This window comes from Flavobacterium endoglycinae, from assembly GCF_017352115.1.
In the GTDB taxonomy this organism is placed as follows: Bacteria; Bacteroidota; Bacteroidia; order Flavobacteriales; family Flavobacteriaceae; genus Flavobacterium; species Flavobacterium endoglycinae.
In genome coordinates this window covers 783,485-800,773 of record NZ_CP071448.1, presented here as the reverse complement: position 1 = coordinate 800,773, position 17,289 = coordinate 783,485, and the positions used below count along the sequence as shown (strand labels likewise).

Genomic DNA, 17,289 nt, shown 5'->3' with positions numbered 1-17,289 from the left:
AATAAATTTAGATTAATAGATTTGATTGTTATAGGGTATACTGATAAGCCCAAAAAATCAAAACAATTTGTAAGGGCAAACGTACAAATAAAATCCATTTTGGCAGACCAAAACCTGCTTTTTTATTTTGAAACATGAATAAATTTGCCGGAAACACGGCTATAAGCAGCACAATGATGCCCCATGCTGCCAATTGGCTTGTAGAAGAAATCATAAGCAGAATGCCTAGTATGACTTCGGCAGCTCCACTAATGATATTTATTGTTTTAGGGTTTTTAAAAATCGGGGGAATGATCCTAATATACATTCCGGGTTTTCTAAAATGATTAACTCCAGCAAGTATATAGAGAATAGACATTACGTATAGATGCCAAGGTAAATTCATAATAGCTAATTATTTATAACGAAATTATAAAAAAATTAACAATTATTACACTACAAAGCTTAGTTTTTTAATGAGCGCTAAAAAGTGTTAAATTTTGCGTTTAAAATTGACATTCATTATGATGATCGCAAGAATAATTAAAACAATTCCAAGCCATTGCGTCAGAATTACTTTTTCATCTAACAAGATAAAAGCCATCATAACTGAAACAGGAAGTTCTAATGCCGAAACAATACTTCCTAAACCAATTCCGGTTAATGGAAAACCTAAATTCATTAAAAGCGGTGGGATAATCGTTCCAAACAGTGACAATACAATTCCCCATTTTAAGAAAATTGCCAGATTAAAAGGAGTTACCTGAGTAAAAAAGCCAAAAGTAAAAACAATGATTGCTCCGCCCATAAGCATGTATAAACTGCGTTGAGCCGAAGAAATTCCAACTGCCACACGATTTGCCGTAAACATAGTAGTAGTAAACGAAGCTGCGGCTAAAATTCCCCAGACAATTCCGCGCCAGTCTAATTTGATATCATTGTTTAGGATATTCGTTGCTAGAACAGTTCCTGTAAGTACTATAAAAACAGCGATTACTTTTTGTTTGGAAGGTAATTTCTTTTCTAGAATCATTTCGAGTAGAACACCCATCCAGACCGTCTGCATTAATAAAACGATTCCAATAGAAACAGGAATGAATTTTACTGCCAGATAATAAAACAAACTTGTCATTCCCAGTGAAGTACCAGCAAGCATTAAACTAAAGATGTTTTTTCTAGTTGCTTTTACGACTTTATCTTTGTTTTTTGCTTTTTGAAAAGCGTTAATGATCAAAATACCAATTAGTCCAAGTACAAATTGAGAGGTAGTTACTTCTGCAGTTGTATAACCTTCTGAATAGGCCATTTTGACGAAAGTGGCTAACATTCCGTAAGTTGTAGCTCCTAAAGCAACTAAAAATACTCCTTTTAATACGTTATTTTGTGACATTTTGATAATTTGTTTTAAAAAATTCAAGCCGGCAAAGGTAAGCTATTTTATTTAGGAATTAATAGAAAATATGCGGAAACGTTATCATTGTTTGTGTTTCAGAGTATTTGAAATGTTGAAATTTGAAGATTCAGCAGAATACTGAAAAGAAAAAAAGCCATCAAAAAATTATTTTGATGGCTTTTTAAATATTTGAAACCGAGATTATTTCACCGGTTGATTTTGATATGTTTCGATTTCGAAAATTAAAGTAGCATTTGGCGGGATAACACCTCCAGCACCTTTTTCTCCATAAGCTAAATTAGAAGGAAGGAAGAAAATCGCTTTTTCACCATCTGTCATCATGTCTAATGCTTCGATAAATCCAGGAATCATTCCGTCTTTTTTACCCACTGTAAAAGGGAAAGCTTTATAACCACCTTGTGCATCTCTGTTTGGGTCGTATTTTCCATAAGCTTTAGCTACTTCTGACATGCTGCTGTCAAAAAGATTTCCATCTTCAAAATATCCTGCGTAGTGAAAGTAAATAGTTGAACCTTCAGCTCCTTTTACACCAGTTCCATTTTTAGTAATTACATATTTTAAACCAGAAGCAGTTGTAGTCGCTTTTGCTTTTGTTGCTGCGAAGTAAGCTGCTTTTGCAGTTACCACTTTTTTAGCTTCTTCTTTTTTAGCCTCTTGTTTTTTTACATCTTCAGCAAAAACTTTAACAGCGTCGAATTTCTTTGCCGCAGCGCCTTTGCGCGTAATGGTAATTTTTGTCATCACATCGTCTTGAACAATTTTGTTTACATTGTCCATTCCTGAAACTACATGACCAAAAATCGTGTGTTTTCCGTTTAACCATGGCGTATCTTTATGCGTAATGAAGAATTGGCTTCCGTTTGTTGCAGGTCCTGAATTAGCCATTGCCAAAACACCGCCTTTTTCAAAACGTAATTCCTCTACAAATTCATCCTTAAAAGAATAACCTGGGCCTCCAGTTCCATTTCCTTCCGGATCTCCTCCTTGAATCATGAAATCATTGATAACACGGTGGAATTTTAATCCATCATAAAATGGTTTTCCTTTTAATCTTTCCACTTTTACGTAAGGATTCTTACCTTCTACAAGTGTAATAAAGTTTGCTACTGTTACTGGAGCTTTTACATATTCTAATGCTACTACAATATCGCCTTTTGTGGTTGAAATTGTAGCAAAAATTCCGTCATTTGGATCTGTTGCTGCTACTGTTTTTGCTTTTGCAGCTGTAGGTTTTGCAGCTGTTTTTTTAGTTTGTGCCTGAATATTTACAACAGCCAGACAGAATAAAAATAGAAATTTAAATTTCATCGTATTCGAATTTAAGTCTTTAAATTATACTGAGATAATTATGGTTTTTCTAATAATTGAACTTCAAAAATAATATTTGCATTTGGTGGAATTACTCCTCCAGCACCAGCTTCTCCATAAGCTAAATGAGATGGAATAAAAAGAACGGCTTTGTCTCCAAAAGAAAGTTTTTCGATACCTTCAATAAATCCCGGAATCATACCGTCTTTACGGCCTGCTTGAAAAGGAATTGGCTGATAGCCATGTTGTTCTGCTCTTGCAGCGTCAAATTTTCCAAATGTTTTATTTACTTCTTCAATGCTTGAGTCAAATAATGTTCCGTTTTCTAAGAAACCTGCATAGTGAATGTACAATTGAGCTCCAGTTGCTGGTTTTTTTCCAGCGCCTTTTTCTGTAATTACATATTCTAATCCGCTTGCTGTTTTAGTAGCTTTTGGTTTTAAAGATTCTAGGTATTCTACTTTTTGTTTTTGAGCTAAAGTATATTTAGAAGCTTCTCCAAAATAATCACGTAATACTTTTACAGCATCGAATTTTTTAGCTGCTTCGCCGCTTCTAATGATGTTTACAGAAACAATAGTATCACCTTGAACCACTTTGTTTACCACTTCTTGTCCTTTTTCGTCAACTACATGTCCAAAAATAGTATGAAGATTAGTTAACCAAGGAGTTTCAACATGTGTAATAAAAAACTGGCTGCTGTTGGTTCCTGGACCATTGTTTGCCATTGCTAAAACACCAGCTTTGTCGAATTTCAAATCTGAAAATTCGTCTTTAAATTTATATCCTGCATCTCCAGAACCTGTTCCTTCAGGATCTCCCGTCTGAATCATGAAGTTTTCAATTACTCTGTGGAATTTTAATCCGTCGTAAAAGTGTTTGTTTTTTAAGTAATCTTTTGTTACAAATTCGTTTTTACCTTCTGCTAAGGTTACGAAGTTTGCCACCGTTACGGGCGCTTTTTTATAGTCTAATTCAACAAGGATGTGTCCTTTATTCGTTTCGATATCAGCATATAAACCATCAGGCAGATTACTGTGTTCGTCCTTGCATGAATAAAACGAGCTAACGGCTAATAACAATAGAAAAATCTTCTTCATTTTTTAATACGTTTTTTATGGGTTTAAGGTATCTTTTTTAGTTTGGGCTGCAGGTTTTGCAACTGCAGGTTTTGATGTTGGCGTAGTCGAACCAGAAGGTTTTACAGCATTAGCAGAAGTTGGAGCTTGCGCTGGATCTGGAACAAAATTTCGTAAAGTTACAGTGCAGATTAATGACTGATTAGGTCCAATCTTTTTGTTGTCACCATGATAACCGTATGCCATATGCGATGGAAACAAGAAAGTAACCACTTCATTTTTCTTCATGTATTTAATTCCGTCGCGTAATCCCATCATGATGTCTTGTTTGTCAACATAATACGTCTGCGGACCTAAATCGGCTTCAGAATAAATGATTTTACCTGTAATGTCTTTAATTTCTAAATTGAAGTAAGCAATATCTCCTTTTTTTGGAGCACCAGTTTCTGCATTGCTTTTTTCGTCATAGCAAAACCAATATCCTTTTTTAGTCGCATAGTACTTTACTTTTGGATTGCTTTTGATGATTTTTTTAATAACATCTTCTTCACTTGCTACCAGTTTTTTATTTCGGTCGGCAGATTTTTTCATGAAAGAACCAGACGCTCTCGAAATGGGTCTGCGTGCTTCTTCATGGTGCTTGCATCCAGCCAATATAACTGCCAGAAGCAAGGTGTAAATACTAAGTTTCAAGTAGTTCATATTGGGGCTATAATTTTAATTTAGTTACTAAATCCTCAAACTTTTTAACGGTTTCTTCCATTGAAGCTTCAGATCTTCCGCCTGCGGCATTCATGTGTCCGCCTCCGTTGAAGTGATCTCTTGCAAACTGGTTAACATCGAATCCTCCTTGCGAACGGAAAGAAATCTTGATTATTTTTTCATCTTTATTTTCGATAAAGATAGCAGTAAAAACTATTCCACGAATGCTCAAACCATAATTAACAATTCCTTCTGTATCACCTTTAACATAATTAAAAGAATCTAGTTCTTCCTGCGTAAGGGTTGTATAAGAAGTTTTATGTTCTTCAAAAATTTTCATGTTTTGAAGTCCGCGTCCTAAAAGCTGTAAACGGCTGAATGAGCTGTTGTCGTATAATAAAACAGGAATTTGTGTATTTTCGACTCCTAAATCAATTAATTCAGCAATAATACGGTGTGTGTTTCCTGTAGTTCCTGGAAAACGAAATGAACCTGAATCGGTTAAAATTCCTGTATAGATACAAGTAGCAATGGTTTTATCGATGTCTTCTTTTTTGTTTAGGAAAGAAATAAAGTTATAAACCATTTCACAAGTAGAACCATACGATGTATCAGAATACATATAAGTCGCATAATCGTGTGGTTTTTCATGATGATCGATCATGATAAACGGAGCAGTCAGTTTTGCTAAAGTATGCTCCATTTCGCCTGTACGATGAAATGCATTAAAGTCAAGTGTAAAAATTATCTCGGCTTCTTCTAATATTTTAGTGCAGTTTTCGGTATCTTTTTCAAATATTTTCACTGTTTCTGATCCTGGAAGCCAAGCTAGAAAATCTGGAAAATCATTAGGAGCAATCACGGTTGGGTGGTGATTGTTTTTTAGTAAAAAATGATATAAACCTAAAGTAGAACCCATGGCATCACCATCTGGTCCTCTATGTGGAATTATGACTATTTTCTTTGGTGTTGCAAGCAATAATTGTATCGCCTGAATATCTTGTATTTTCATAGTGTGCGAATTTACATTTTTTTAATGTAATGCTGAAAATATTTTTAGTAGGCAGTGATAGTGTTCAGTGTTCCGCATTTTTGTGTTCAGTCTCATCAAATGTTTTTTTAATTTTTTATATGCTTAATATTGAACGCTGATGAAAAGGATTCGCTATCGTGAAAACGCTGATTTAAACGGATTTTTATTTATAAAGTTTCTAAGTTCCGTAGGAACGTTTATTTTGTAGCAACGGATTTTAATCCGTTGAAAATATAAAAGTGTCGTACAAAAGTTCCATAGGAACGAAACATATAAATTGAAGGAATTTGAATTTTAAATTTTGGAATTTTTGAAATTTCAATTTTTTTAAAGATTCTCTAATTCTTTTTTCTGAAATCTTTGATAAAATTTGTATTTTGGACCTTTTACAATTTGAGATTTGTAAATCCCCACAGAGCCTGATGAAAAATAAGCCGCAATACTAGCAATGGCTATAAAAATTCCCGGAGCAATTCCAAATAATTCCATTCCCATAATCGTGCAGGCGATAGGAGTGTGGGTGGCGCCTGAAAAAACAGCAACAAATCCAATTCCGGCTAAAAGAGCAATTGGCATTGGAATAAAAACCGATAAAGCACTTCCTAAAGTAGCTCCAACAAAAAATAACGGTGTTACTTCTCCACCTTTAAAACCAGCTCCCAATGTAAATCCTGTAAACAAGATTTTAAGCAGGAAATCGTACCATTCATTTGGTGTTGAAAAAGAATCTACGATTACTGGAACGCCAAGTCCAGAGAATTTAGTAAATCCCAATCCTGCAATTGCAATAGCTAAAACTGCACCGCCTATAACAGGACGAAGCGGCGGATATTTAATATTTTTTGAAAAAAGAGATCCCCAGAAATGAGTGCTTCTGGCAAATAATAAGGCAGCAAATCCAGATAAAATTCCTACAATTAGGGTAAAGAATAAATTGTTTACACTCAGTTCAGGAATAACAGGAATGCTGTAATGTGTGTGTTTGATTTCCCAAAATTCTACGGTAAAATAAGCGGCGTAAGCGACTAAAAAAGAAAGGAGGATGCTTTTGAAATTAATTTTACTGAAGTATAAAACTTCTAAGGCAAAAATAGCTCCTGCCAATGGTGTTCCGAAAACTGATGCAAAACCAGCACTGATTCCTAAAATGATTAAAATTTTGCGTTCGGTATTCTTGAGTTTGAAAATTTTCGTGAACTGATCAGAAATAGCACCTCCCATTTGTACTGCTGTTCCTTCACGTCCTGCTGATCCTCCAAACAAGTGAGTTAGCAAAGTTCCCAGAAGGACTAAAGGTGCCATTTTAAACGGAATTACTTTCTTTGGATTTTCATATTCTTCCAATAAAAGGTTATTTCCTTTTACGACAGATTCTCCCCAGTAATAATAACTTAAACCTACTAGAAATCCACCCACAGGCAAAAGCCAAATGATCCAATCATGCGCCATTCTGAATTGTGTCACCCATTCTAAAGAAACTAAAAAGAAAGCTGAAGCCGATCCTGAAAATATACCGATTAAGAGACAAATAAGAATCCATTTCGGAATATCAAGCAGTAATTGTTTTGGATTTGGAGTATTCATTAATATGAAGAGGCTTTTTTTTTGCCACGAATTCACAAATTTAAAAAATTACTATAGAATACTCGTTGGAAATTATTTTCAACACATAGAAACATAGTTTATCTAAACTTAAAAAAAAGGCGTTTCACTAGTTTAAATGCACATAGTTTAGCTATGTTGGAAACTTGTTTCTTCCATTTTCTTTTTCGACACAAAAATCTGTGTCCCTATGTGTTAAAATATTTGAATTTTTTAATTTCACCCAACGGGTTATAGAATATAATAATTCGTGAATTCGTGGCTATAAAATAATTACTGAACCACAGCAGTAAATTCTATTTCAACCAAATATTCTGGAGCAACCAGTTTGCTGATTCCATAAAAACCAGTTGTAGGTTTTACATCTTTAAAAAATGCCGAATGCGCTCTGGCTACTTCTTCAAAAGTAGAAACATCTGTTGTGAAAATTCGGGTTCTGATAACATCTTTAATGCCTACATTTAAGTCTTCTAATACTTTTTCGACACGCTCTATAATATTATACGTTTGTGCATAAGCATCATCGGCTTTTACTTTATCGCCGTCCACAATCGCAACAGTTCCCGAAACTTCAATAATATTACCAATTCTTACAGCGCGGCAGTATCCCATTTTGTCTTCCCAAGGTGATCCTGTTAAGATGTTTTCTCTTTTCATTTTATGAGTTTTTTTGAATTCTTTCTTTAGATTTTAGAAACAAATTCAGATTAATTAATGCGCTGCAATTTATGAAATAAGGCTCGTATAAAAGAATTATAATAAGTTGAAATCACATTATAAATGGTTCTTTTTTGTGATATTTATTCACTTTGGTTTTCTTCGTAAATCCGGAGTTTGTTTTGTGTATTGGTTAAATGCTGCTGCAAAACTTCGATCTTGTTTAAAAGGTGATAAATAGCATCAATTCCTTCCATGTTGATATTGAGGTCATAATGCATACGCATCATTTTTTCGATTGTCGGCAGTTGTTCCGACTGTAGAAATTCATCATTTTCTTGAATAATAATTTCAACCAGACCATAATTATTAAGGTCTTTTATAAAAGTATTTTCAATTTCGTGATACAGACAAAATTGTTTTATTTGAATTAAATTTTTACTGCTCATGACTTTCTAATTTTAGATAATTCTTCAAATAACTCTTTTTCTTTTTGCGATAGATTGGTTGGGATTTTTAAATTATAAGTCACATACAAATCACCAAACTGATTTTCTTTTTTATAAACCGGAAAACCTTTTCCCTTTAATTTGATCTTAGTTCCCGGCTGAGTTTCGGCAGGAACTTTGATTTTTACCTTTCCATCAAAAGTTTTAATGTTAATTTCACCGCCTAAAATTGCCGTGTATAAATCCAGATCAACATTTGAATACAAATTATTGCCTTCACGTTTAAAATCGGAGTTATTATCGATTAAAAAAGTAATATATAAATCACCATTTGGACCACCATTAACACCTGGTCCGCCATGTCCCGGAATTTTTATAACCTGTCCGTTTTCAACTCCAGCCGGAATAGTAATTCTGATATTTTTTCCGTTTACGGTTAAATTTTGTTTGTGAGTGGTATAAGCTGCAGTCAAATCCAGTTGCAGTTCGGCATTAAAATCTTGTCCTCTATATTTGGATTGACTTCGACTGCTTCTTCCAGATCCATACATAGAATTGAAAAAATCTGAGAAATCGCTTCCTGAAAATTCATCACCAAAACCTGAAAAATCCTGACTGCTTTGTCTTGAATATTGTCTTTGCTGTTGCTGGTTTGGATTGTAACCGGCTTTTTCAAATTCGTCTGCATGCTGCCAGTCTTTTCCGTACTTATCGTATTTTTTTCGGTTTTCGGGATTGCTTAAAACTTCGTTTGCTTCATTGATTTCCTTGAATTTTTTTTCCGCTTCTTTGTCATTCGGATTCAAATCAGGATGATATTTACGTGCCAGTTTTCGATACGCTTTTTTTATTTCGGCTTCCGTAGCAGATTTTGTAACATCCAATACTTTGTAATAGTCAATATAGTCCATCTTGTTTGTATTTTAAGATAAAATAAATTTGATAATGAAGTTAAGAATAAGTTGGTAAGAATCAAAATGGTGTGTTCTTTTTAAACAAAAAAATAACGAAACGCCGCTGCAGGTTTGAAATTTAGATTTTTGTATTATGAGTCAACTCTTGGATTTTTGGCAGGTTTTTTGATTCCAAAAAATTGCCTAATATATTGTTATAATAGTCTTAAAGTTGTCGCGCCAAATTTATTTATGTTATTTTTGTGAGGTACTTGATTCTATTAAAAAATTAAAAGCCCATTCGATAAAACTTTTTCAATGAAGCATATTTTATTTTTCATATTATTTTTTGCTGCTGTAACGGTTTCAGCACAAACAGAATTTGGAACCAAATACAAACCTATCGCTGCACCAAAATTTAGCGCAAAACCCAAAAAGATTCCCACTCCTGTAAAAGATCCCCAAGCAGAAACTACAGATATGCCGAGTATAAAAACGCCAAACGTTTTTGATAATACCAGCATAACGCCAAAATCTCAATTGCAGGTTGGTGCAGAGAAAAGCAAATTTTCGATGTATGAAAAAAATGAATTTGCGAATCCGGGTGATCAGTATGTAGCAAAAATGGAAAAAGATGTAGACAAAGCTTTAAAAGATGCTGGTTTGCGTGAAGGTCGCGGTACACTTGTGAAGAAGAATATTTCATTAGGAGACTTTAAAACAAAAGCCGAATATTTTATTGTCAAATTCCGTGATTTTGGAGCAATTGACGGCGATTTGGTGAAAGTTTCTTCAAATGATATGGTTATTGCAGAGCGAATATTATTAGATGCAAACTTTAAACAAGTAAAAATAAATCTAGCTAATGGTTTCAATAAATTAGATTTCGAAGCTTTAAATATTGGAACTTTAGGAGGAAATACAGCCGAAATTCAGGTTTACGATGATAAAGGCCAGTTGGTTACCAATGATTACTGGGATAATCTAGCAGCAGGATTTAAGGCATCGATTATTGTTACTAAAGAGTAATTTTTATAGTTGCAAAGCGACAAAGGTTCAGAGAAGCAGAGTTTTACACTTACCTCTGAACCTTTGTCGCTTTGTTGCTTTGAACCTGAAAATTAAAATGGATCTGCAGTCACTCTAAACTTCATATCTGCTTTTACCGTTACGTCTTTAGTTAAAGTTTCTTTTAAAGTAACCTGTGTTCTGATTTTGTAACTGTCTGCTTTAATATATTCATCCAGTCTTTTATCCGTACAGATTAAATCAATCGTGTTTGAAGAGGTATTGATATTGTCTTGATACGCTAATTCTATTTCGTTAGAATTGTTGGTTGAAATATAAAGATGTACTGATTTCAAAAAAGTAAACGTTTTGTCTGAAGGATCAGAGATTGATAATTTCAACGATCTGATTTTTACATCTTTTACCAGACTTGCTTTTGTTTTGTTGTTTGCAAATTCTGCTGAAGAATTGGTGGTAACTTCTGGTGTGATAATTTCCGAAGGCAGATTAATAGGCGATGTACTCTGGATTTTAATCGAAGTTTCATTCGAAATAGTAAAAGATAATAAATCATCGACTGCATTACAAGATGAAAAAAATACTGACACAAGAACTGTCAGAGCAATAAGTTTTGATTTCATAGTTAAATTTAAATGGTTTTTCTGTAGATACGAATTTTTGAGTGGTTTGGATTTTCTGTAAAGTTACAAAGTTACAAAGGTCCAAAGTTACAAAGGTTAAGGTTCTTTAAATTTTGCCTAGGAACCTTTGTCACTTTATCCCTTTGCACCTAAAAATCGGACGATTAAAAAAAAATAAATTTTTTCATTGTTCCGATTTTTCAATTTCGAATTTAAAAAGTATTTTTGCGCATGCAACACAACGTACTTATTTTAGATTTCGGATCGCAATATACACAGCTTATTGCGCGTAGAGTTCGCGAATTAAATATATTCTGCGAAATTTTTCCTTACAATCACATTCCAAGTGATTTATCAAGTTATAAAGCCGTAATTTTAGGAGGAAGCCCTTTCTCTGTTAGAGGAGAAGATGCGCCACATCCTGATTTATCGCAAATTAGAGGTAAAATGCCTTTGCTTGCCGTTTGTTACGGAGCACAATATTTAGCGCATTTCAGCGGTGGAGAAGTAGCAGCTTCAAACACTAGAGAATACGGAAGAGCCAACTTGTCTTATATTAAAGAAAATGAAACTTTTTTTGAAGGAGTTTCAGAAAACAGCCAAGTTTGGATGAGCCATAGCGATAGTATCAAAGCACTTCCAACAAATGCCGTAAAATTAGCAAGTACGCATGATGTAGAATACGCAGCTTACAAAATTGAAGGCGAAACTACTTATGCAATTCAATACCATCCAGAAGTTTACCATTCTACAGATGGATCAAAAATGTTAGAAAACTTCTTAGTGAAAATTGCTGAAGTTCCTCAAAACTTTACTCCAAACGCTTTCGTAGAAGAAATGGTAGGAGAATTGAAAGAAAAATTAGGAAACGACAAAGTAGTTCTTGGTTTATCTGGAGGAGTAGATTCTACTGTTGCGGCAGTTTTATTAAACAAAGCAATCGGACAAAACTTATATTGTATTTTCGTAAACAACGGACTTTTACGTAAAAACGAATTCCAAAATGTATTGGATCAATACAAAGGAATGGGATTAAATGTAAAAGGTGTTGACGCTGGAGACCGTTTCCTTTCTGAATTGGCAGGAATCAGCGATCCTGAAACCAAACGTAAAACAATTGGTCGTGTATTTATCGAAGTTTTTGATGATGAATCACACTTATTAGAAGACGTAAAATGGTTGGCGCAAGGAACAATTTATCCAGACGTTATCGAATCGGTTTCTGTAAAAGGACCATCAGCGACCATTAAATCGCACCACAACGTTGGTGGATTGCCAGATTATATGAAATTAAAAATTGTAGAACCACTTAGAATGCTTTTCAAAGATGAAGTAAGACGAGTGGGAGCTACATTAGGAATAGATCCAGAATTATTAGGAAGACATCCTTTCCCTGGACCTGGATTATCAATTAGAATTTTAGGAGATATTACACCAGAGAAAGTTAGAATTTTACAAGATGTAGATTCTGTTTTCATTGAAGGATTAAAGTCTTGGGGATTATATGATAAAGTTTGGCAGGCTGGAGCAATTTTGCTTCCTGTAAACTCTGTTGGTGTTATGGGTGATGAACGTACTTATGAAAAAGTAGTGGCACTTAGAGCGGTAGAGTCAACAGATGGTATGACTGCTGACTGGGTTCATTTACCGTATGATTTCTTAATGAAAGTATCAAATGATATTATTAATAAAGTAAAAGGTGTAAACCGTGTCGTTTACGATATTAGTTCAAAACCACCAGCAACAATTGAGTGGGAATAGTAGCATAAATTAAAATTAAGGTCTTACATTTGTAAGGCCTTAATTTTTTATAACCTACTATTTATGAGAGAACTTTTAACGATTTCTCTTGTGTTTATTTTGTCTTTTAACAAAATAGCTGCGCAAGATTCAATTATTGAACATAAAATTCAAAAAGGAGAAACCGCTTATTTTATTGCCCAGAAATACAAGGTTTCTATTGACGAGATTTACAAACTCAACCCAGAATCTCAAAACGGAATCAAAGACAATCAAATTATAAAGATTCCAGTTCATTCCTCAGAAAATACAAATTCAAAGCAGCAAACCCATATTGTTGCGCCAAAAGAAACACTCTTTGGGTTGTCTAAACAATATAATGTTTCAGTTGAAGCTATTCAAAATGCCAATCAGGCTGTTCTTGTAAACGGACTTCAAATCGGACAAGAATTAATTATTCCCCATACTGTAAATTCATCTAAAATAGAAAATGCAGCTTCTTCAAAAACGACACATCAAGTAGTAGCAAAAGAATCGTTGTTCAGCATTGCTAGAGAATACAATGTTTCGGTTCAGGATTTAGAAAACCTCAATAAAGATATCTTGGTAAATGGCTTACAGATTGGTCAGACAATTACCATCCCAAATAAACGAAAAACAATAGACGGAAGAGTTCGTGTAATCAATCAAGAAACGGTCTTTCATGTTGTAGAACCAAAAGAAACTAAATTTTCGATTGCTAAGAAATACGGAATTTCAATTGATCAATTGGAATCGCAAAATCCTGAAATTGTAAACGGATTGATTGTTGGAAATAAGTTGGCCATCAATACTACAGCAATAAAACCAGCAAACGAAAGCGAAGAATTGATGCTGGCTTTAGCCGAAAAACAAGTTGTGGTTGAAAAAACAAAAGCCAAAACAGTTGAAATTGAAGATTTAAAAGACCGACTTGTGGTTCAAAAAGAAATGAACCAGAAAATTATAAAGATTAACGATTTGAAAGTGAATCTGAATGATATGAATGGTTCAAAAGAAAATTCGGTTGAAAAACTACGTTTGGTTTTAGAAGCCAATAAAAATGTTCAGGATATTTTAATGGCAAAATTAGATTCATTGGTAAATGCGATGAACAGCGATTTGAAAGAATTAAAACGCATGGATATCTTGAATGTAGATGAATCTAAACGTTTAGAAAAACTTTCTTATGAAAGCATCGGTAAAACAAGTGATTTGTCTTCTCAACTAAAAAAAGAATTGGCAGAAAACAGAAAAGCATATGCTGGTTTAATGAATAAAGTGGAAAAAATAGCCGTAGAAGAAAATCAGGAGTACAAGAAAAAAGTCCGCGAAAGCGAAAAAAATAATAACGTAACCTCGTTACAACAGCGACTTTCGTTAGAAGAAATTAAACGTTATAAAATAGATCAGGAAAAAGGCGACGCTCAAAACCAGCTTTTAATTGCCAAGATTGATTCATTAGATACTCAAAAACAAATTGAAGTAAAACGTCACATCAGTAAAGCTTCTTATTATAGTATGGAAGCCCGAAAATTTGATGATAAACTGGCTTTGGTAAAACTAAAAAAATACCAAGGTGAAGCCATTAAAAAGCAAAATAAACCAGTTTCTGAAGAAACTTCAAAAGCAATTTCGATAGAAGAAATGCGCAAAGAGTTGAAAGAAAACCCATTTAAAAACGAAAAAAATATAAAGATTGAAGTTTATGATAATCTTAAAGAAGTTTCGAATGGCTATTACTTAGTTTTGGGTATATTTACAGATTCAATGATGAGAGATAAGTTAATTATGAAACTCATTGATTCAGGCGATTTTAATGCTTGTTTTTTCTTCAATGTAAACAGTCTTTCGTATTATGTTTACGCAGATAAGTTCGAAAACATGGAAGAACTTTTGTACCAATGCAAGAAAAAAGAAGAAGATGAGTTATATAAGAACATTATTATTGCTAAGTTAGAAGTCGATCTTCGATAATATTTTTGAAGAGTAAACAAATGGCGTGAATCTTGTATAAGAGGAAGTATTAGCTTGTGAATTGAATTAAAAATTAAATTGTTTTAAGCCATATTATGAAATATTTTTCAACATTAGTATTCTTTGTTTTTTTTGTAACCTGCTCTGCTTTTTCACAGGGAAAAGTGGTTAAATATACTGTTTCGAGTGGTGAAACAATCAATCAGATTGCTCAAAAATTTAAAGTTACCCCTTATGATATTTACGAATTAAATCCTGATGCAAGAAGCGGCATAAAACCTAATACTGTTTTATTGATTCCGTCAACAACTAATAAAGGTGTGGATAAAAAAGAAACAGCTGCGGTAAAATCAGCAGGTAATTCAAAAGAAATAATTCATGAAGTACAGCCAAAAGAAACATTTTGGAGCATCGAACATAAATATGGTATTTCAGATGAAGCCTTAAAAGCAGCAAATCCGTTTTTAGAAAAAGATGGCATTCAAACAGGACAGAAATTAGTGATTCCTGCAAAAGGAAGCACACCCAAAACAGCTGTAACAGCTGATAAAAAACCGAAAGAAAGTGGATCTGAAAAATATGTTTTTCATGATGTTCAGCCAAAAGAAACTAAATTCGGTATTGCTAAACAGTATAATATGACTGTTGAAGAATTAGAAAAACGTAATCCGGATATTGTTTCAGGTCTGCCTGTTGGATATAGACTGACTATTAAAGGTAAAGCGCCAAAAACAGAAACAACAACAGCTGTGAAAACCGAAGAACCTAAAAAAACTGCTGAGACTTCTAAAAAAGCAGTTAGTTATATGGAATATCAAGTTAAGCCCAAAGAAACATTTTATAGTTTAGGGCGCGTTTTTCATTTAACGCAAGATGAACTAATTGCTTTAAATCCTTCACTTTCTGAAGGAGTAAAAGAAGGAATGGTTTTGAAAGTTCCTGCTGGATATGTAGCACCGCAGCCAATCGTAACGCCACAAGAAAAACCATCTGAAACGATAGCGACTAAAGAAGTTGAAAAACCTGCTGAAAAATCATATGAAAATACTGGTGGCGGGATTAAAATTGTAGATAAAGTAAAATCAGAAACCGTTTCTATTGATCCTGAAATTGTAGAGCTGACTAAAAAGAGAGGTCAGATTGATCGTAAAAAAGTTGTTTTATTACTGCCATTTAATTTAGCAAAATTACAAAGCGATACAACTGGAATGGCTGCCCGATTAAAAACAGATAAATTTTTAAATATGACCCTTGATTTTTATTCTGGAGCAATGATGGCGATTGATTCGGCTAAAACATTGAAACTGCCAATTGATGTTTCGATTTATGATTCTCAGGAAACGAAAACAACTTCTAATGTTTCGAGTTTAATTGCTCAGAATAAATTACAAAATGTGGATGCTGTTATTGGACCGTTTTATCAAAACAATGCTGAAACGACAGCGAATTCACTTCGTTTGTTTAATGTTCCCGTAATTTCTCCATTGTCTAAAGATGTTGCAAATCCTATTGATAACTTGTATCAAACGATTCCGTCTAATGATGTGGTTCGAAATGCAATTTTTGATTACATGAGATCTAAAAACGGAAATATTGTAGCTGTTGTAGATAAGAAAAAAGAATCCGTTATCAGTTATATCAAGCAAAACCAAAGAGGAGTTGTTTTTGCATCTTTAACAGAAACTGGTGCTTTAGATGCTGCTAATCTAAAAAGTTTGCTGCTGCCTAATAGAATGAATTATGTGGTAATGGAAACTGGAAATACAGCTATGATTAAAACGGTGATTAAAGCTTTAATAGATGCTCAGAAAACCTGTCAGGTACAGTTGGTGATTCTAGAACAAAACAGCACATTAGATACAGATGAAATTAGTTTTGACAATCTGGTAAAATTAAAATTGATGTATCCTTCAGTTACACGTGACAGCGATGAACAATCGGCATCGATCTTTAAGAAAGAATACAAGCTGAAAAATAAAACGTATCCAAATACTTACGCAACCAGAGGTTTTGATGTTACTTTTGATACAATGATGCGTTTGGTTCAAGGAAAAACATATCAAGAAACAACAGATTTAATGACTACGCAGCAAGTAGATAATAAATTTCAGTTTTATAAAAAAGAAGATGGAGGGCATGCCAATAAAGGCGTCTACATTTTATATTACGATTCAGACTTAACTTTAAAAGTAGCAAATTAATGACATCAAAAGTAACCTATTTGGGCGATTTAAGAACGAAATCAGTTCATGTGCAGTCAGGAAGCGAAATCGTTTCGGATGCGCCTTTAGATAATAACGGAAAAGGAGAAGCTTTTTCTCCAACAGATACAGTTGCTAATGCATTGGCTAGCTGCATGATGACCGTAATGGGAATTAAAGCTCGAGATATTGAAGTAGACTTTGTTGGTTCTACTGCAGAAGTAACCAAAATCATGAATGCAGAACCTCGTCGTATTGGCGTAATTGAAATTGTTTTTGAAATGAAAAGCAATGCAGATCAAAAGGCAAGAACAATCTTAGAACGTGTAGCCATGACCTGTCCGGTGTTTTTGAGTTTAAGTTCAGAAATTGAAAAAAAGATTAGTTTTAAATGGAATTAATACTTACAAAAAGAAAAGCCATACATGATTGTATGGCTTTCTTTTTATAACACATTAAATACAATTCAAACGAATATTAACAAAATATTCATATTGAATTTGGGAAATTACTAATAAATTGAATTATCTTTGCTTTGCAAAAAATACGCATTTCTATGCAAAAATAATGCAATATATCAAGGCGAAA

Annotated in this window: 16 protein-coding genes; 5 read left to right on the top strand and 11 right to left on the bottom strand. The window is 33.6% G+C overall.

Annotated elements, in window-relative coordinates:
* Positions 1 to 28: 28 nt before the first annotated feature.
* The 10 genes from J0383_RS03520 to J0383_RS03475 all read right to left on the bottom strand — a co-directional run bounded on the left by J0383_RS03520 (position 29) and on the right by J0383_RS03475 (position 9,134).
* Positions 29 to 385: a DoxX family protein gene (locus tag J0383_RS03520; protein WP_207297068.1), complete on the bottom strand. Its 357-nt coding sequence runs from the start codon at positions 383 to 385 to the stop codon at positions 29 to 31.
* A gap of 87 nt (positions 386 to 472) precedes the next feature.
* On the bottom strand, positions 473 to 1,369 hold the full coding sequence (locus tag J0383_RS03515) for an EamA family transporter (protein WP_207297067.1): 897 nt from the start codon (positions 1,367 to 1,369) through the stop codon (positions 473 to 475).
* Positions 1,370 to 1,573: 204 nt separating this feature from the next.
* On the bottom strand, positions 1,574 to 2,701 hold the full coding sequence (locus tag J0383_RS03510) for a peptidylprolyl isomerase (RefSeq protein WP_207297066.1): 1,128 nt from the start codon (positions 2,699 to 2,701) through the stop codon (positions 1,574 to 1,576).
* A 38-nt stretch (positions 2,702 to 2,739) separates the two neighbouring features.
* The gene (locus J0383_RS03505) at positions 2,740 to 3,801 is read right to left on the bottom strand and encodes a peptidylprolyl isomerase (RefSeq protein WP_207297065.1); all 1,062 of its coding nucleotides are present in this window, start codon (positions 3,799 to 3,801) and stop codon (positions 2,740 to 2,742) included.
* A 15-nt stretch (positions 3,802 to 3,816) separates the two neighbouring features.
* Entirely contained in the window at positions 3,817 to 4,482 is a 666-nt protein-coding gene (gldI, locus tag J0383_RS03500; protein ID WP_207297064.1) for a gliding motility-associated peptidyl-prolyl isomerase GldI, read from the bottom strand.
* Between the two features lie 7 nt (positions 4,483 to 4,489).
* Entirely contained in the window at positions 4,490 to 5,494 is a 1,005-nt protein-coding gene (locus J0383_RS03495; protein WP_207297063.1) for a DHH family phosphoesterase, read from the bottom strand.
* Positions 5,495 to 5,842: 348 nt separating this feature from the next.
* Positions 5,843 to 7,099 (bottom strand): voltage-gated chloride channel family protein, encoded by a 1,257-nt coding sequence (locus J0383_RS03490; RefSeq protein WP_207297062.1) that lies wholly within the window; start codon positions 7,097 to 7,099, stop codon positions 5,843 to 5,845.
* A 291-nt stretch (positions 7,100 to 7,390) separates the two neighbouring features.
* Positions 7,391 to 7,774, bottom strand: coding sequence for a RidA family protein (locus tag J0383_RS03485; protein ID WP_056204327.1), 384 nt, complete (start codon positions 7,772 to 7,774; stop codon positions 7,391 to 7,393).
* A 143-nt stretch (positions 7,775 to 7,917) separates the two neighbouring features.
* Positions 7,918 to 8,223, bottom strand: a complete 306-nt coding sequence (locus tag J0383_RS03480; protein WP_207297061.1) for a chaperone modulator CbpM — start codon at positions 8,221 to 8,223, stop codon at positions 7,918 to 7,920.
* Entirely contained in the window at positions 8,220 to 9,134 is a 915-nt protein-coding gene (locus tag J0383_RS03475; protein ID WP_207297060.1) for a DnaJ C-terminal domain-containing protein, read from the bottom strand. Before J0383_RS03475 ends, J0383_RS03480 begins: the two co-directional genes overlap by 4 nt.
* Positions 9,135 to 9,434: 300 nt before the next feature.
* Here J0383_RS03475 and J0383_RS03470 point away from each other — a divergent pair, with 300 nt between their 5' ends.
* Positions 9,435 to 10,145 (top strand): hypothetical protein, encoded by a 711-nt coding sequence (locus J0383_RS03470; RefSeq protein WP_207297059.1) that lies wholly within the window; start codon positions 9,435 to 9,437, stop codon positions 10,143 to 10,145.
* A gap of 92 nt (positions 10,146 to 10,237) precedes the next feature.
* Here the strand turns inward: J0383_RS03470 and J0383_RS03465 are convergent, their stop codons facing one another.
* Positions 10,238 to 10,765 (bottom strand): hypothetical protein, encoded by a 528-nt coding sequence (locus tag J0383_RS03465; RefSeq protein ID WP_207297058.1) that lies wholly within the window; start codon positions 10,763 to 10,765, stop codon positions 10,238 to 10,240.
* 231 nt (positions 10,766 to 10,996) lie between these two features.
* Here J0383_RS03465 and guaA point away from each other — a divergent pair, with 231 nt between their 5' ends.
* The 4 genes from guaA to J0383_RS03445 all read left to right on the top strand — a co-directional run bounded on the left by guaA (position 10,997) and on the right by J0383_RS03445 (position 17,102).
* Positions 10,997 to 12,526 carry a glutamine-hydrolyzing GMP synthase gene (gene guaA / locus J0383_RS03460; RefSeq protein WP_207297057.1) on the top strand — a complete coding sequence of 510 codons (1,530 nt, stop codon included), beginning with the start codon at positions 10,997 to 10,999 and terminating at the stop codon, positions 12,524 to 12,526.
* Positions 12,527 to 12,589: 63 nt separating this feature from the next.
* The gene (locus J0383_RS03455; protein WP_207297056.1) at positions 12,590 to 14,500 is read left to right on the top strand and encodes a lytic transglycosylase; all 1,911 of its coding nucleotides are present in this window, start codon (positions 12,590 to 12,592) and stop codon (positions 14,498 to 14,500) included.
* Positions 14,501 to 14,595: 95 nt separating this feature from the next.
* Complete coding sequence (locus J0383_RS03450) at positions 14,596 to 16,701, top strand: PBP1 and LysM peptidoglycan-binding domain-containing protein (protein ID WP_207297055.1); 2,106 nt, start codon at positions 14,596 to 14,598, stop codon at positions 16,699 to 16,701.
* Complete coding sequence (locus tag J0383_RS03445; RefSeq protein ID WP_207297054.1) at positions 16,701 to 17,102, top strand: OsmC family protein; 402 nt, start codon at positions 16,701 to 16,703, stop codon at positions 17,100 to 17,102. The genes J0383_RS03450 and J0383_RS03445 overlap by 1 nt, the downstream gene beginning before the upstream one ends.
* Positions 17,103 to 17,289 lie beyond the last annotated feature (187 nt).

Coding starts and splice junctions, on each gene's coding strand:
- J0383_RS03520 (WP_207297068.1), bottom strand. CDS start 385: ATGAATTTACCTTGGCATCTATACGTAATGTCTATTCTCTATATACTT.
- J0383_RS03515 (WP_207297067.1), bottom strand. CDS start 1,369: ATGTCACAAAATAACGTATTAAAAGGAGTATTTTTAGTTGCTTTAGGA.
- J0383_RS03510 (WP_207297066.1), bottom strand. CDS start 2,701: ATGAAATTTAAATTTCTATTTTTATTCTGTCTGGCTGTTGTAAATATT.
- J0383_RS03505 (WP_207297065.1), bottom strand. CDS start 3,801: ATGAAGAAGATTTTTCTATTGTTATTAGCCGTTAGCTCGTTTTATTCA.
- gldI (WP_207297064.1), bottom strand. CDS start 4,482: ATGAACTACTTGAAACTTAGTATTTACACCTTGCTTCTGGCAGTTATA.
- J0383_RS03495 (WP_207297063.1), bottom strand. CDS start 5,494: ATGAAAATACAAGATATTCAGGCGATACAATTATTGCTTGCAACACCA.
- J0383_RS03490 (WP_207297062.1), bottom strand. CDS start 7,099: ATGAATACTCCAAATCCAAAACAATTACTGCTTGATATTCCGAAATGG.
- J0383_RS03485 (WP_056204327.1), bottom strand. CDS start 7,774: ATGAAAAGAGAAAACATCTTAACAGGATCACCTTGGGAAGACAAAATG.
- J0383_RS03480 (WP_207297061.1), bottom strand. CDS start 8,223: ATGAGCAGTAAAAATTTAATTCAAATAAAACAATTTTGTCTGTATCAC.
- J0383_RS03475 (WP_207297060.1), bottom strand. CDS start 9,134: ATGGACTATATTGACTATTACAAAGTATTGGATGTTACAAAATCTGCT.
- J0383_RS03470 (WP_207297059.1), top strand. CDS start 9,435: ATGAAGCATATTTTATTTTTCATATTATTTTTTGCTGCTGTAACGGTT.
- J0383_RS03465 (WP_207297058.1), bottom strand. CDS start 10,765: ATGAAATCAAAACTTATTGCTCTGACAGTTCTTGTGTCAGTATTTTTT.
- guaA (WP_207297057.1), top strand. CDS start 10,997: ATGCAACACAACGTACTTATTTTAGATTTCGGATCGCAATATACACAG.
- J0383_RS03455 (WP_207297056.1), top strand. CDS start 12,590: ATGAGAGAACTTTTAACGATTTCTCTTGTGTTTATTTTGTCTTTTAAC.
- J0383_RS03450 (WP_207297055.1), top strand. CDS start 14,596: ATGAAATATTTTTCAACATTAGTATTCTTTGTTTTTTTTGTAACCTGC.
- J0383_RS03445 (WP_207297054.1), top strand. CDS start 16,701: ATGACATCAAAAGTAACCTATTTGGGCGATTTAAGAACGAAATCAGTT.